This window comes from Thermanaerosceptrum fracticalcis (genome assembly GCF_000746025.2).
GTDB lineage: Bacteria > Bacillota > Peptococcia > DRI-13 > DRI-13 > Thermanaerosceptrum > Thermanaerosceptrum fracticalcis.
On the sequence record NZ_CP045798.1, the window covers coordinates 2937650 to 2950281 of the forward strand.

Here is a 12632-nt window from a genome sequence, read left to right on the forward strand (position 1 = left end):
ATAAATGGGCAGATCATTGAAAAAAGGTCCTTTTATTGAAGATAGCCTTTTAAAGAAGATAGAAAAGATGAACAGCGCTAACGAAAAAAGAGTAATTAAGACATGGTCACGGCGTTCCACAATTTTCCCGCAGATGATCGGTCATACTATCGCTGTTTATGATGGGCGGAAACATGTTCCCGTCTATATCACAGAAGACATGGTAGGTCATAAGTTGGGTGAGTTTGCCCCGACAAGGACATTTAAGGGCCACGGGAATCATACCGAGCGGTCTACTTCCTTAAAATAAATTCCGGGAGAGGGGGTTATTTTCATGCAAGCCAAAGCAATTGCTAAATATATTCGTATATCTCCCCGGAAAGCCCGCCAGGTCATCGATCTCATCCGGGGTAAGGATGTCAGAGAAGCTTTTGCCATTTTAAGATTTACACCACACAAGGCAACCAAACCCATTGCCAAGGTGCTGAAATCTGCAGTGGCCAATGCTGAGCATAATTATGAAATGAATTCGGATCAACTCTATGTTAAGGAAGCTTACGTTGATGTAGGGCCTTCTTTGAAAAGAGTAATGCCTAGAGCTATGGGCCGTGCTGACTTGATTAGGAGACGCACCAGTCACGTGACAGTAGTGGTCAGCGAAAAGAAGGAGGGATAATTAGTGGGTCAAAAGGTACATCCAAAAGGGTTACGTGTCGGCATTATCCGTGACTGGGACAGCAACTGGTATGCTGACAAGAATTATGCGGACCTTCTTCATGAGGATATTAAAATACGTGATTATGTTAAGGAAAAACTGTTCCAGGCCGGCATTTCCGGTGTTTTAATAGAGCGTGCTGCCAACAGGATCAAAGTATCCATTAAGACTGCAAAGCCTGGTATTGTAATCGGTCGGGGCGGTGCGGAAGTGGAAGCGCTGAGAAAAACCTTGGAAAAAATGACAGGTAAGAAGGTTAATGTAAATATTATTGAAGTGAAGAAGCCTGAGTTAGATGCCCAGTTAGTGGCTGAAAGTATTGCCGCTCAGCTGGTAAAAAGGGTTGCTTTCCGCAGAGCTATGAAGCAAGCGGTTTCCCGTACCATGCGTTTAGGGGCCCTGGGTATTAAAGTGTCTTGTTCCGGTCGTTTAGCTGGTGCCGAAATCGCTCGTACTGAATGGTACAGTGAAGGAAAGGTTCCTCTTCATACTTTACGGGCAGACATAGACTATGGTTTTGCTGAGGCCAATACCACTTACGGTAAAATTGGTGTTAAAGTATGGATTTACAAAGGAGAAGTACTTCCTGAACTGAAGAACAGGAAGGAGGAAAACAACAATGCTGGTGCCTAAGAGAGTGAAATTCCGCCGTCCTCACCGTGGTGTCATGAAAGGCAAAGCTACGCGTGGCAATACTGTTTCTTACGGAGAATACGGTCTCCAGGCGCTGGAACATGCCTGGATCACTAACCGTCAAATTGAAGCTGCACGTATAGCCATGACCAGATATATCAAACGTGGTGGTAAGGTATGGATTAAAATTTTCCCCGATAAGCCCATTACCGCTAAACCCGCTGAAACACGGATGGGTAGTGGTAAAGGTTCTCCTGAGTATTGGGTAGCAGTAGTTAAGCCGGGTCGCGTTATGTTTGAGTTAGCTGGTGTTGACGAAGCTATAGCGCGCGAAGCCCTGCGTTTAGCCTCCCATAAGCTGCCCATTAAAACCAAATTTGTAAAACGTGAGGAAATGGGTGGTGAAGCAAGTGAAAGCTAAAAATCTCCGTGATTTAACCAAAGATGAATTGACCCGTAAAATCGGTGAACTTAAAGAAGAGCTTTTTAACTTGCGCTTCCAGCTTGCCACCGGTCAATTGGAAAACCCTATGCGTATTAGGGAGGTCCGTAAAACCATCGCCCGGACCCAAACCGTCCTACGGGAAAGGGAAATCAAAGGACAATAAGTGGTAAGACTTGGCAGCTTTTTGTAAAGGAGGTATTAGTTTTGGAAAGAGGAATGCGCAAAACTATGATTGGCATCGTGGTTAGCGACAAAATGGATAAAACCGTAGTCGTTGCTATAGAAAACAACGTCAGACATCCCATGTATAACAAAATAATGAAAAAAACCAAAAAATATAAAGCCCATGATGAGGAAAATACCTGTAAAGTTGGCGATAAGGTTAAAATCATGGAGACTCGCCCCTTAAGCAAAGATAAGCGCTGGCGGGTTGCAGAAATTCTGGAGAAAGCTCCCATTGTTTAAGACAGGATTGTAGATGCGTCCTGAAAGGAGGTTCGGACAGTGATTCAACAACAAACAACTTTAAAAGTTGCTGATAATAGTGGTGCCAAGCTTCTCATGTGTATCCGCGCCTTAGGCGGTTCCTATCGCCGCTATGCCTCCGTCGGTGATGTGATTATTGCTTCTGTTAAAGAAGCAACACCAGGTGGCGTTGTTAAGAAAGGTGACGTCGTAAAAGCTGTAGTTGTGCGCACTAAAGATGCTATTAGAAGACCTGATGGTTCATATATCCGTTTTGATGAAAACGCCGCAGTGATTATCAAGGATGACAAAAGCCCCAGAGGTACCCGTATATTCGGACCTGTTGCCCGTGAACTGCGTGAAAAAGAATATATGAAGATAATATCTCTGGCACCAGAAGTATTATAAGCCAAAGTTAAAAACAAGACCTTTGCAAGGTAATCTACCGCTGGAGGTGAACTAAATGACAAAACCCAAGGTTCATGTCAAAAAAGGCGATATGGTACAGGTCATCACAGGTAAAGATGCCGGAAAAAGAGGAAAGATCTTGAGCGTAGATCCCGAGAAAAGTAAGGTAATCGTTGAAGGCGTAAATATAGCCAAACGGCACACGAAACCGACGCAAAAAATGCCTCAGGGGGGAATTGTGGAGAAGGAAGCCCCCATTGCCAGCTCTAATGTGATGATCTACTGCAGTAAATGCAAAGAACCGGTACGTATAAATAAAAAGATATTGGCTGATGGTCAGAAAGTAAGAACCTGTAACCAGTGCGGTGAACAGTTCGACAAATAATTGGCCGGAAGGGAGGTTCGAGACATGGCAAGAATGAAGGAGAAATATATAAAAGAAGTTGCACCTCTGATGATGCAGAAGTTTAACTATAAAAATGTCATGGAAATTCCCAAGTTGGAGAAAGTTGTTGTAAATATAGGCGTGGGAGAAGCAGTACAGAATCCCAAAGCCCTGGATGGTGCTGTGGCTGATTTAAGGGCGATCACAGGACAAAAACCCATCGTTACCCGGGCTAAAAAGTCTATTGCCGCCTTTAAACTCCGGGCCGGGGTTCCTATTGGCACTAAAGTAACGTTAAGAAGCGAAAGAATGTATGAGTTCGTTGACAGGCTTTTTAACGTGGCACTACCCAGGGTTCGTGATTTCAGAGGTGTTTCGCCAAAAGGTTTTGACGGGCGCGGCAACTACACACTGGGCTTGAAAGAACAGTTAATCTTTCCGGAAATAGAATACGACAAGGTTGACCAGATTCGCGGGATGGATATTGTCTTTGTTACCACTGCCAAGACTGACGAAGAGGCAAAAGAACTCCTCAGATTATTGGGTATGCCTTTTGCTGAAAAGTAAGGCACTAAATCTAAAATAAGGAGGGAATAGTGTGGCAAAGAAATCCATGATCAATAAGCAGCAAAGGACACCCAAGTTTAGCACGCGGGCTTATCATAGATGTAAAATTTGTGGTCGTCCCCATGCTTACATGCGGAAGTTCGGCATGTGTCGTATCTGCTTCCGTGAGCTGGCTTATGAAGGGCAAATACCCGGTGTTACTAAAGCCAGTTGGTAAGTTTAGACATAGGAAGGGGGTCGTTAAATATGGTGATGACTGATCCAATTGCAGATTTTCTTACAAGGATTAGAAATGCCAACTCCGTTAATCACGAAAAAGTTGAGATTCCCGCTTCAAAGCTGAAGGCAACTTTGGCGGAAATCCTCAAAGCGGAGGGGCTTATCAAAGATTTTGAGATGATTGAAGATGGCAAACAAGGTGTGTTAAGACTTTATCTTAAATACGGTCCTAACAAGGAAAAAGTAATCACAGGTTTAAAGCGTATCAGTAAACCTGGCCTGCGCGTTTATGCGAAAAAAGATCAGGTGCCCCGTGTACTAGGCGGCTTAGGGATAGCTGTAATTTCTACTTCCCAGGGGATCATGACTGATAAAGAAGCGAGAAAACGGGGCCTTGGTGGGGAAGTACTTTGTTACGTATGGTAAGCTGAGGTAACTGCCTCCTAATGCTTTGCCAAAAGAAGTAAAGAACTAAACTCCGTAGGTCAAATGATAAGTTTTGCTCGGGAGGTGTGAACATGTCGAGAATAGGTAAATTACCCATTGCAGTGCCTGCTGGCGTAGATGTGAAAATTGATAACAATCATGTTACGGTAAAAGGACCTAAAGGGATACTCACGAGGACCCTTCATAAGGATATCAATATAGAACTTACTGATGGAAAAATTATTGTCGCTCGTCCCAGTGATGAGAAAAATCATAAAGCCCTGCACGGTTTAACCAGAACCTTAGTTGCCAATATGGTGGAAGGTGTGACCAAGGGTTATCAAAAGGGTTTGGAACTGGTGGGAGTCGGTTACCGGGCAGCCAAACAAGGCAATAAACTTGTGCTGACTGTAGGTTATTCTCACCCCGTGGAAATCGAACCGGAAGCAGGATTGGAGATAGAAGTGCCGGCACCTAACAAGATCATTGTTAAAGGCGCTGATAAAGAAAAAGTAGGGATGTTAGCTGCAAATATCCGTGCAGTGCGTGAACCAGAACCCTATAAAGGCAAAGGGATTAAGTACGATAACGAAGTTATTCGCCGTAAAGTTGGTAAGACAGGCGGTAAAGGCGGTAAGAAGAAGTAAATAAGCCTCTGAGTAAGTCGTATCGGAAGGGAGTGAAACTCGTTGATTACAAAACCCGATCGTAAAAAAGTCCGCCAAAAGAAACACTTAAGAATTCGTAAGCGTATTCAAGGAACCCTTGAACGCCCAAGATTGGCTGTATATAGAAGTCTCAAGCATATGTATGCCCAACTGATTGACGATGTTAAGGGAGTAACCCTGGTTTCAGCATCTACTCTTGAGACTGGTATCAAAGAGCAAATTGAAAATGGTGGGAATATGGATGCCGCCAAAAAAGTAGGGGAACTCCTGGCTAAAAAGGCTATAGAAAAAGGCATCACAAACGTAGTATTCGATCGTGGCGGTAACCTGTATCACGGCCGTGTGAAGGCTGTAGCCGAGGGAGCCCGCGAGGGCGGTCTGCAATTCTAAATTACCGGCCAAAGGAGGGAAAAAGAATGGCAAAAATTGACACAAACAACATGGAATTCAGTGAAAAAGTTGTCTATATAAACCGTGTTGCGAAAGTTGTTAAAGGTGGTCGTCGTTTCAGCTTTAGTGCCCTAGTTGTAGTGGGCGATGGCAAAGGCCATGTTGGGGCCGGTTTGGGTAAAGCTACAGAAGTGCCTGAAGCTATCCGTAAAGGCATAGAAGATGCAAAAAAGAACTTAATTAACGTACCACTGGTGGGAACAACCATCCCCCATGAAGTTTTAGGACGCTTTGGCGCAGGCAGTGTCATTATGAAACCTGCTTCTGAAGGTACTGGTGTTATCGCAGGCGGACCTGTACGCGCAGTGCTGGAACTGGCGGGAGTAAGGGACATCCTGACAAAATCTTTGGGCTCTAATAATGCCAACAATATGGTGAGAGCCACTTTAGAAGGATTAAAGAGTCTGAAGCGGGTCGAGGAAGTAGCCAGAATGCGCGGTAAATCCGTAGAAGAACTCTTAGGTTAGGGGGACAGACACATGGCTAAGTTGAAAATAACCCTGAAAAAGAGTGTTATCGGTTCCGATGATACTGTGCGTGATACTGTAAAATCCTTGGGCCTCAAAAAAACATATCAGAGTGTTATCCACGAAGATACTCCTGCTCTCCGTGGTAAAATTCGGAAAGTGGAACACTTGTTAGCTGTAGAAGAAGTGGCTCAGTGACAAGAAGGAGGTGTAGCAGATGAAACTCCATGAATTACAACCGGCTCCAGGCTCCAGGCATACTGCTGTAAGAAAAGGGCGCGGTACCGGTTCCGGTCTTGGTAAAACAGGCGGCCGTGGCCATAAAGGCCAAAAAGCTCGTGCCGGCGGCGGAAAAGGACCGTACTTTGAGGGCGGTCAAACACCCTTACAGCGCCGTATGCCCAAGCGCGGGTTTACCAATATATTTAAGAAGGAATTTGTGGTCATCAACCTGAAGGAGCTGGAAGACCGCTTTGAAAACGGTGCAGTGGTAACTCCTGAAGTTTTAGTCGAATCGGGGCTCGTGAAAAACGTACGCGATGGTATTAAGGTTCTCGGCAATGGGGAAATTACCAAAGCCTTAACGGTAAAAGCCCAAAGTTTTTCTAAAACTGCAGCTGATAAAATTACCGCTGCCGGCGGTCAAGTAGAGGTGATTTAGGTGATAGAGGTATTAAGAAGCTCCTGGAAACTTGGTGACCTGCGGCGGAAAATAACCTTTACACTGTTGATGCTGGTAGTCTTTAGGATTGGGGTCCATGTACCAGTTCCTGGCATTAATAAGCAGGTAATTGCCGATTTAATTGCCCAGGGCCAGTTACTAGGTTTCTTTGATGTTATTTCCGGTGGTGCTTTTAAGAACTTTTCAATTTTTGCCATGAGTATAACCCCGTATATTAACTCCTCTATCATCATGCAGTTGTTGACTGTGGTAGTACCGGCCCTGGAAAGACTGGCCAAAGAAGGTCCCGAAGGCCGCAAGAAAATTACTGAGTATACACGTTATGGTACAGTAATCCTTGGTTTTATCCAGGCCATCGGTATCTCTTTTGGTTTGCGGAATGCCATTATTAATCCCGGCATCGGTTCCACGCTCTTAATTGCCCTGTCTCTCACTGCGGGAACCGCCTTCCTCATGTGGCTGGGCGAACTCATTACGGAAAAAGGGATTGGCAATGGTATCTCCTTAATCATCTTTGCTGGTATTGTTTCCCGTGTTCCAGCCGGAGTTGTGAGTATTTACGAATATCTGAAAGTGGGTACCACCAATATCTTTGCGGTTATCCTTTTTGCCGTTTTGGCTGTAGTCGTTATTGCCGGCGTGGTAGCTATCCAGGAAGGACAGCGCCGTATCTCCGTTCAGTACGCAAAACGTGTGGTAGGACGCCGCGTCTATGGTGGGCAAAGTACCCACATTCCTCTCAAAGTTAACCAGGCAGGGGTTATCCCCGTTATTTTTGCCATGTCTATTCTCATGTTCCCCGGTACCCTGGCTTCCTGGTTCCCCAATAATACCTTTGCTATTTGGATTACCAGGATTTTTGATTTCCGTACTGTTTGGTACCAGCTTTTATATGCCCTTCTCATTATCTTCTTCACTTATTTCTATACAGCAATTACCTTTAACCCCAATGATATTGCTGAGAATATGAAGAAGTATGGGGGATTTATACCTGGTTTAAGACCAGGAAGACCAACTGCGGAATATATTGAAAAAGTAGCGAATCGTATTACCCTGGCGGGTGCTATCTTCCTCGCGGGAATTGCTATACTGCCAAGTATCATCATTGCTACTACAAACCTCCCTGTTTACTTCGGTGGTACAGCTCTATTAATTGTGGTCGGGGTAGCCCTTGATACCATGAAGCAAATAGAGTCCCATCTCTTGATGAGACATTATCAAGGATTCCTGAAGTAATAAGGAGGACAGTCATGAGAATAATTTTGCTGGGTCCTCCTGGGGCTGGTAAAGGTACCCAGGCAGACCTTTTAGTCAAGAAAATGGATATACCCCATATTTCCACTGGGGATATGTTTAGAAAGGCTGTACGGGAGGGTACCCCCTTGGGGTTAGAAGCCAAGCGCTACATGGACGCGGGGCAGTTAGTCCCTGATAGTGTAACCATCGGGATTGTGAAGGAAAGGCTTTCTGAACCTGATTGTGCTAAGGGATTTCTTTTAGACGGCTTTCCCCGCACCGTCCCTCAGGCAGACGCTTTAGATCAGACTCTTCAAGAGCTTGTGGTTAAATTAAATGCTGTTTTAAATATTGTTGTGGACCGTGAAGATTTATTGGTGCGTCTAACGGGACGCAGGGTCTGCAAAGCTTGCGGCGCAACCTATCATATTACTTTTAACCCTTCCAGGGCCGGTGATAAGTGCCAGCTCTGCGGAGGGGACCTCTACCAACGGAGTGACGATACAGAAGCTACGGTGGGCAATCGTTTAGATGTGTATGCCATGCAAACAGCACCTCTGGTAGAGTACTATGAGAAGAAAGGCCTTCTCGTGAATATAAATGGTAACCAGCCTATGGAGAAAGTTACCGGAGATATTTTAGAAGCCTTAGGAAGCGAGCAAGAATGATTATTATTAAGTCTGAGCGTGAATTAAACTATCTCTATGATGCGGGGCAAGTAGTTGCCAAAGCTCATAAAGAGGTGGCCAAAGCGGTGGCGCCAGGTGTAACTACCCTTGAGCTTGACAGGATAGCGGAAGAATTTATCTTAAGCTGTCAAGCTAAGCCTGCCTTTAAAGGTTATCACGGTTTTCCCGCCAGTATTTGTGCCTCTGTTAATGAAGAGGTGGTACACGGAATTCCCAGTAGTTTAAGGCAGGTAAAATCTGGTGATATTATTAGTATTGATATTGGGGCCATTATCAATGGCTATGTGGGTGATGCCGCTGTAACTTTGCCTGTGGGTGAAATAGATGCCGAAGCGCAAAGATTATTAGAGGTCACGGAAAAGTCACTATATGAAGGAATTGAAAAAGCAGTAGTAGATAATCGGTTGTCGGATATATCCCATGCCATCCAAACTTACGTTGAGAATAACAAATTTTCAGTGGTACGGGATTTTGTAGGACATGGTATTGGGAGAAACATGCATGAGGAACCACAAGTACCTAACTTCGGGTTGCCTGGACGCGGTCCACGGTTAAAAGCCGGTATGACTTTAGCCATTGAGCCCATGGTCAATATGGGAACTTACGAGGTGGAAACCCTGGCCGACAACTGGACAGTAGTTACAAAAGATCGCAAACTGTCTGCCCATTTTGAACACAGTATCGCTATTACTGATAAAGGTCCTTGGATATTAACCAAATAAACCAGGGATGGCAAATACAGGGTGAGACAACGAGTGAAGTTCCCTGTTGGATCGCGATAAGGACAATTGCCCAGTAGTTTACTTGTTAAAGACGCTGTGCTCAGGATAAGGAGGTAGTATCCCATGTCCAAACAGGATGTCATAGAAGTTGAAGGTACTGTACTGGAACCCCTACCCAATGCAATGTTTCGGGTTGAATTGGCAAATGGACACAAAGTTCTAGCGCATGTTTCCGGTAAAATCAGGATGAATTTTATCCGTATCCTGCCAGGGGACCGGGTCACTGTGGAGCTTTCACCATATGATTTGACCCGGGGGCGGATTACTTACCGCTTTAAGTAACTCCCTGGATTTAAGGAAAGGCGACACACCTGCTGAAGAACAGGTTATGCTTTAGGGGCAGGAATGTCCCCAATTAGGAGGTTATTACAGTGAAAGTCAGACCATCAGTTAAACCTATCTGTGAAAAATGTAAAATTATAAAACGTAAAGGCAGAGTTATGGTCATCTGCGAGAACCCGAAACACAAACAAAAACAAGGCTAAATCACCTCTCCACGGGCGGCTGATTAAGGGAAACCTTAAGTGTGGAGTAGAGTAGTTTTTCTACATTTTTTTTCATTTCATCCTAGGAGGTGTAAAAATGGCAAGGATTGCAGGTGTTGACTTGCCTCGTGAAAAAAGGGTTGAGATCGGCTTAACCTATATTTACGGCATAGGCAGGGCTACGGCCCAAAAAATACTGGAAAAGACAGGGGTAAACCCAGATACCAGGGTGAGAGATTTAACTGAAGATGAAGTCAATAAGCTTCGGGAAGTTATTGATAAAGAGCATAAAGTAGAAGGCGACCTGAGACGGGAAGTTTCCTTAAACATTAAGCGTCTCATGGAGATTGGCTGCTATCGCGGCTTAAGACACCGTCGCGGTTTGCCAGTCCGTGGTCAAAGAACCAAGACTAATGCTCGTACCCGTAAAGGTCCCAGCAAGACCGTAGGTGTAAAACGCAAAAAGTAATAAAGGGGTGAAGACGGAAAAATGGCAAAAAGAACTGCTAATGCCCGCGTGAAACGTCGCGAGCGTAAGAATATTGAACAAGGTGTTGCCCATATTAAATCAACTTTTAACAATACAATCGTTACCATCACAGATATGGCCGGTAATACTATCTCCTGGGCTAGTGCCGGTGGACTTGGTTTTAAAGGTTCCAGAAAAAGTACTCCTTTTGCTGCTCAGATGGCAGCGGAGCAAGCGGCTAAAGCTGCTATGGAACACGGTCTTCGTGAAGTTGAATGTTTCGTTAAAGGTCCCGGGGCCGGACGCGAGGCCGCTATTCGTTCTCTACAGGCAACCGGTCTGGAGGTAAACATGATTAAAGATGTTACCCCCATTCCCCACAATGGATGCCGTCCGCCCAAGCGTAGAAGAGTCTAAGGAGGTGTTAATTCATGGCAAGATATACAGGTCCTGTCTGCAGACTTTGTCGTCGTGAGGGTTTAAAACTGTACCTGAAAGGTGACCGTTGTTATACAGACAAATGTGCCATCGATAGAAGAGCTTATGCACCCGGCCAGCACGGTCAAAGCCGTAAGAAGACCTCGGAATACGGTCTGCAGTTAAGGGAAAAACAAAAGGCTCGTCGTATTTACGGCGTACTGGAAAAACAGTTCAGAAACTATTTTGAAAAGGCTGACCGTCAAGGAGGAGTTACTGGCGAAAACCTCCTTAGACTGTTAGAAAGACGTTTAGACAATGTTGTTTTCCGTTTAGGTTTTGCCAGTTCCCGTCCGGAAGCACGCCAGCTTGTGAAGCACAATCACTTTACGCTAAACGGACATAAAGCCAATATCCCATCAATGCTCGTTAGTGTAGGCGATGTTATCAGGGTAAAAGAAAAGAGTCTTGATTCTCTTAAGTTCCAGGAAATGAAAGAACTCATTGCCCATAAAAACCCGCCCGCATGGTTAGAACTCGACCGTGACCAGATGGCTGGTAAGGTAGTAGCTCTGCCAACGAGAGAACAAATTGATGTACCTGTACAGGAACATCTCATTGTCGAATTGTACTCCAGATAGGTGTGAGTTATTATTTTACTTGTTTCTGGGAGAATGATTGGATCGAGTAGGAGGGTTAGCCTATGATTGAGATTGAAAAACCCAAAATCGAGTGCGTGGAGATAAATGATAGTAAATCTTATGCAAAGTTTGTGGTGGAACCTCTCGAGAGGGGTTATGGTATCACCTTAGGCAACTCTTTGCGGCGTATATTATTGTCGTCCCTTCCTGGAGCGGCTGTTACATCTATCAAGATTGAGGGAGTTCTGCATGAGTTTTCCACTGTACCGGGTGTTGTGGAAGATGTGACAGATATTATCCTGAATCTCAAGTCCTTATCACTTAAGGTTCATGGTGATGAACTGCAGGTAATACGTATTGACGCTAAAGGACCGGGGGAAGTCTTAGCATCAGATATTATTAGGAGTAGCCAGGTCGAAGTTCTTAATCCGGATCTTCACATAGCCACTTTGGATAATGGCGCCCATTTAGTCATGGAAATGACGGTGGAAAAAGGACGGGGCTATAGGTCCGCTGAGAAAAACAAAAAAGAGGACCACGTGATCGGTGTGATTCCCATAGACTCCATTTTCTCTCCTGTGCGGAAAGTTAATTACAGTGTTTCAGATACCAGGGTTGGACAGATCACAGATTACGATAAACTCACCCTGGAAATTTGGACCAATGGTACTATTGCCCCTGATGAGGCTGTTAGTCTCTCCGCTAAAATCCTTAATGACCATCTTAAACTCTTTATTGGTCTTACGGAAAAGATCGGCGATGTGGAGATCATGGTGGAAAAAGAAGAGGAAGAGCGGGATAAGATTCTAGACATGAGTATTGAGGAATTAGACCTCTCCGTTCGTTCCTATAACTGCCTCAAACGTGCCGGCATCAATACCGTCGGCGAACTGATCATGAAAACAGAAGAAGACATGATGAAAGTCAGAAACCTGGGTAAGAAATCTTTAGAAGAAGTTGATGAAAAACTTGCCTCTTTAGGTCTTAGCTTGAGGAAGTCTGACGAGTAGGTTCAGTCTTGCTGTAAAGGAGGTTTGAATATGGCCTACAGAAAACTTGGACGCAATACGGGACAACGTCGTGCTCTTTTAAGAAGCATCGTAACCTCTCTTCTTAAAAACGGACGTATCCAGACTACAGAGTCGAAAGCCAAAGAGCTGACCAGTATTGCCGAGAAGATGGTTACGCTAGCCAAACAAGGTGATCTTCACGCCCGTCGTCAAGCGGCTGCCTACCTTTTGGACGAGAGCGTTGTAAAAGATTTATTTGATAACATTGGCAAGAAATATGCTGACCGCCAAGGGGGATATACCCGGATTATCAAAGTAGGGAACCGTCGCGGTGATGCAGCACCTGTGGTGATAGTAGAGTTAGTTTAGACGAGGTTAGTGACTTAAACCAGAG

General features: G+C 44.9%; 26 protein-coding genes. All 26 read left to right on the plus strand.

Annotated elements, in window-relative coordinates:
- Window positions 1–4 precede the first annotated feature (4 nt).
- Entirely contained in the window at window positions 5–289 is a 285-nt protein-coding gene (gene rpsS / locus BR63_RS14900) for a 30S ribosomal protein S19 (protein WP_034424888.1), read from the plus strand.
- A 24-nt stretch (window positions 290–313) separates the two neighbouring features.
- Complete coding sequence (gene rplV, locus BR63_RS14905; RefSeq protein ID WP_034424889.1) at window positions 314–655, plus strand: 50S ribosomal protein L22; 342 nt, start codon at window positions 314–316, stop codon at window positions 653–655.
- 3 nt (window positions 656–658) lie between these two features.
- Entirely contained in the window at window positions 659–1327 is a 669-nt protein-coding gene (gene rpsC, locus BR63_RS14910) for a 30S ribosomal protein S3 (protein WP_034424890.1), read from the plus strand.
- The gene (rplP, locus tag BR63_RS14915) at window positions 1314–1748 is read left to right on the plus strand and encodes a 50S ribosomal protein L16 (RefSeq protein WP_034424891.1); all 435 of its coding nucleotides are present in this window, start codon (window positions 1314–1316) and stop codon (window positions 1746–1748) included. Before rpsC ends, rplP begins: the two co-directional genes overlap by 14 nt.
- On the plus strand, window positions 1738–1935 hold the full coding sequence (rpmC, locus tag BR63_RS14920) for a 50S ribosomal protein L29 (protein ID WP_034424892.1): 198 nt from the start codon (window positions 1738–1740) through the stop codon (window positions 1933–1935). The genes rplP and rpmC overlap by 11 nt, the downstream gene beginning before the upstream one ends.
- Window positions 1936–1976: 41 nt before the next feature.
- Window positions 1977–2237 (plus strand): 30S ribosomal protein S17, encoded by a 261-nt coding sequence (rpsQ, locus tag BR63_RS14925; RefSeq protein WP_081908285.1) that lies wholly within the window; start codon window positions 1977–1979, stop codon window positions 2235–2237.
- A 39-nt stretch (window positions 2238–2276) separates the two neighbouring features.
- A complete protein-coding gene (rplN, locus tag BR63_RS14930) occupies window positions 2277–2645 on the plus strand; it encodes a 50S ribosomal protein L14 (protein WP_034424893.1) in 369 nt (122 codons plus the stop codon).
- A gap of 55 nt (window positions 2646–2700) precedes the next feature.
- Window positions 2701–3030, plus strand: a complete 330-nt coding sequence (rplX, locus tag BR63_RS14935; protein WP_034424894.1) for a 50S ribosomal protein L24 — start codon at window positions 2701–2703, stop codon at window positions 3028–3030.
- A 24-nt stretch (window positions 3031–3054) separates the two neighbouring features.
- On the plus strand, window positions 3055–3597 hold the full coding sequence (gene rplE / locus BR63_RS14940) for a 50S ribosomal protein L5 (protein ID WP_034424896.1): 543 nt from the start codon (window positions 3055–3057) through the stop codon (window positions 3595–3597).
- Between the two features lie 31 nt (window positions 3598–3628).
- Window positions 3629–3814 (plus strand): type Z 30S ribosomal protein S14, encoded by a 186-nt coding sequence (locus BR63_RS14945; protein ID WP_034424898.1) that lies wholly within the window; start codon window positions 3629–3631, stop codon window positions 3812–3814.
- A gap of 29 nt (window positions 3815–3843) precedes the next feature.
- Window positions 3844–4242 carry a 30S ribosomal protein S8 gene (gene rpsH / locus BR63_RS14950; RefSeq protein WP_034424901.1) on the plus strand — a complete coding sequence of 133 codons (399 nt, stop codon included), beginning with the start codon at window positions 3844–3846 and terminating at the stop codon, window positions 4240–4242.
- Window positions 4243–4334: 92 nt separating this feature from the next.
- A complete protein-coding gene (gene rplF / locus BR63_RS14955) occupies window positions 4335–4889 on the plus strand; it encodes a 50S ribosomal protein L6 (RefSeq protein WP_034424904.1) in 555 nt (184 codons plus the stop codon).
- A gap of 42 nt (window positions 4890–4931) precedes the next feature.
- A complete protein-coding gene (rplR, locus tag BR63_RS14960; RefSeq protein ID WP_034424906.1) occupies window positions 4932–5300 on the plus strand; it encodes a 50S ribosomal protein L18 in 369 nt (122 codons plus the stop codon).
- Window positions 5301–5326: 26 nt separating this feature from the next.
- Entirely contained in the window at window positions 5327–5827 is a 501-nt protein-coding gene (rpsE, locus tag BR63_RS14965) for a 30S ribosomal protein S5 (RefSeq protein WP_034424908.1), read from the plus strand.
- A 12-nt stretch (window positions 5828–5839) separates the two neighbouring features.
- On the plus strand, window positions 5840–6025 hold the full coding sequence (gene rpmD / locus BR63_RS14970) for a 50S ribosomal protein L30 (protein WP_034424911.1): 186 nt from the start codon (window positions 5840–5842) through the stop codon (window positions 6023–6025).
- A 19-nt stretch (window positions 6026–6044) separates the two neighbouring features.
- On the plus strand, window positions 6045–6488 hold the full coding sequence (gene rplO, locus BR63_RS14975) for a 50S ribosomal protein L15 (RefSeq protein ID WP_034424913.1): 444 nt from the start codon (window positions 6045–6047) through the stop codon (window positions 6486–6488).
- Window positions 6489–7745, plus strand: coding sequence for a preprotein translocase subunit SecY (gene secY, locus BR63_RS14980; protein ID WP_034424915.1), 1257 nt, complete (start codon window positions 6489–6491; stop codon window positions 7743–7745).
- Window positions 7746–7759: 14 nt separating this feature from the next.
- Window positions 7760–8413 (plus strand): adenylate kinase, encoded by a 654-nt coding sequence (locus tag BR63_RS14985; protein ID WP_034424917.1) that lies wholly within the window; start codon window positions 7760–7762, stop codon window positions 8411–8413.
- Window positions 8410–9156 (plus strand): type I methionyl aminopeptidase, encoded by a 747-nt coding sequence (gene map, locus BR63_RS14990; RefSeq protein WP_034424919.1) that lies wholly within the window; start codon window positions 8410–8412, stop codon window positions 9154–9156. The genes BR63_RS14985 and map overlap by 4 nt, the downstream gene beginning before the upstream one ends.
- Before the next feature lie 123 nt (window positions 9157–9279).
- A complete protein-coding gene (gene infA / locus BR63_RS14995) occupies window positions 9280–9498 on the plus strand; it encodes a translation initiation factor IF-1 (protein ID WP_034424920.1) in 219 nt (72 codons plus the stop codon).
- Window positions 9499–9587: 89 nt separating this feature from the next.
- On the plus strand, window positions 9588–9701 hold the full coding sequence (rpmJ, locus tag BR63_RS15000) for a 50S ribosomal protein L36 (RefSeq protein ID WP_025434559.1): 114 nt from the start codon (window positions 9588–9590) through the stop codon (window positions 9699–9701).
- Window positions 9702–9798: 97 nt separating this feature from the next.
- On the plus strand, window positions 9799–10170 hold the full coding sequence (gene rpsM, locus BR63_RS15005) for a 30S ribosomal protein S13 (RefSeq protein WP_034424922.1): 372 nt from the start codon (window positions 9799–9801) through the stop codon (window positions 10168–10170).
- A 21-nt stretch (window positions 10171–10191) separates the two neighbouring features.
- Window positions 10192–10587 carry a 30S ribosomal protein S11 gene (gene rpsK / locus BR63_RS15010; protein WP_034424923.1) on the plus strand — a complete coding sequence of 132 codons (396 nt, stop codon included), beginning with the start codon at window positions 10192–10194 and terminating at the stop codon, window positions 10585–10587.
- 14 nt (window positions 10588–10601) lie between these two features.
- Window positions 10602–11228: a 30S ribosomal protein S4 gene (rpsD, locus tag BR63_RS15015; RefSeq protein ID WP_034424924.1), complete on the plus strand. Its 627-nt coding sequence runs from the start codon at window positions 10602–10604 to the stop codon at window positions 11226–11228.
- A 62-nt stretch (window positions 11229–11290) separates the two neighbouring features.
- Window positions 11291–12238 (plus strand): DNA-directed RNA polymerase subunit alpha, encoded by a 948-nt coding sequence (locus tag BR63_RS15020; RefSeq protein ID WP_034424925.1) that lies wholly within the window; start codon window positions 11291–11293, stop codon window positions 12236–12238.
- Window positions 12239–12268: 30 nt separating this feature from the next.
- Window positions 12269–12607, plus strand: a complete 339-nt coding sequence (gene rplQ, locus BR63_RS15025) for a 50S ribosomal protein L17 (protein ID WP_034424927.1) — start codon at window positions 12269–12271, stop codon at window positions 12605–12607.
- Window positions 12608–12632: the final 25 nt, after the last annotated feature.

Bases quoted from the DNA above. Each gene is read 5' to 3' on its own strand.
- rpsS (WP_034424888.1), top strand. From the start codon at position 5: ATGGGCAGATCATTGAAAAAAGGTCCTTTTATTGAAGATAGCCTTTTA.
- rplV (WP_034424889.1), top strand. From the start codon at position 314: ATGCAAGCCAAAGCAATTGCTAAATATATTCGTATATCTCCCCGGAAA.
- rplP (WP_034424891.1), top strand. From the start codon at position 1,314: ATGCTGGTGCCTAAGAGAGTGAAATTCCGCCGTCCTCACCGTGGTGTC.
- rplX (WP_034424894.1), top strand. From the start codon at position 2,701: ATGACAAAACCCAAGGTTCATGTCAAAAAAGGCGATATGGTACAGGTC.
- rplE (WP_034424896.1), top strand. From the start codon at position 3,055: ATGGCAAGAATGAAGGAGAAATATATAAAAGAAGTTGCACCTCTGATG.
- rpsH (WP_034424901.1), top strand. From the start codon at position 3,844: ATGGTGATGACTGATCCAATTGCAGATTTTCTTACAAGGATTAGAAAT.
- rplF (WP_034424904.1), top strand. From the start codon at position 4,335: ATGTCGAGAATAGGTAAATTACCCATTGCAGTGCCTGCTGGCGTAGAT.
- rpsE (WP_034424908.1), top strand. From the start codon at position 5,327: ATGGCAAAAATTGACACAAACAACATGGAATTCAGTGAAAAAGTTGTC.
- rpmD (WP_034424911.1), top strand. From the start codon at position 5,840: ATGGCTAAGTTGAAAATAACCCTGAAAAAGAGTGTTATCGGTTCCGAT.
- rplO (WP_034424913.1), top strand. From the start codon at position 6,045: ATGAAACTCCATGAATTACAACCGGCTCCAGGCTCCAGGCATACTGCT.
- BR63_RS14985 (WP_034424917.1), top strand. From the start codon at position 7,760: ATGAGAATAATTTTGCTGGGTCCTCCTGGGGCTGGTAAAGGTACCCAG.
- map (WP_034424919.1), top strand. From the start codon at position 8,410: ATGATTATTATTAAGTCTGAGCGTGAATTAAACTATCTCTATGATGCG.
- infA (WP_034424920.1), top strand. From the start codon at position 9,280: ATGTCCAAACAGGATGTCATAGAAGTTGAAGGTACTGTACTGGAACCC.
- rpsM (WP_034424922.1), top strand. From the start codon at position 9,799: ATGGCAAGGATTGCAGGTGTTGACTTGCCTCGTGAAAAAAGGGTTGAG.
- rpsK (WP_034424923.1), top strand. From the start codon at position 10,192: ATGGCAAAAAGAACTGCTAATGCCCGCGTGAAACGTCGCGAGCGTAAG.
- rpsD (WP_034424924.1), top strand. From the start codon at position 10,602: ATGGCAAGATATACAGGTCCTGTCTGCAGACTTTGTCGTCGTGAGGGT.
- BR63_RS15020 (WP_034424925.1), top strand. From the start codon at position 11,291: ATGATTGAGATTGAAAAACCCAAAATCGAGTGCGTGGAGATAAATGAT.
- rplQ (WP_034424927.1), top strand. From the start codon at position 12,269: ATGGCCTACAGAAAACTTGGACGCAATACGGGACAACGTCGTGCTCTT.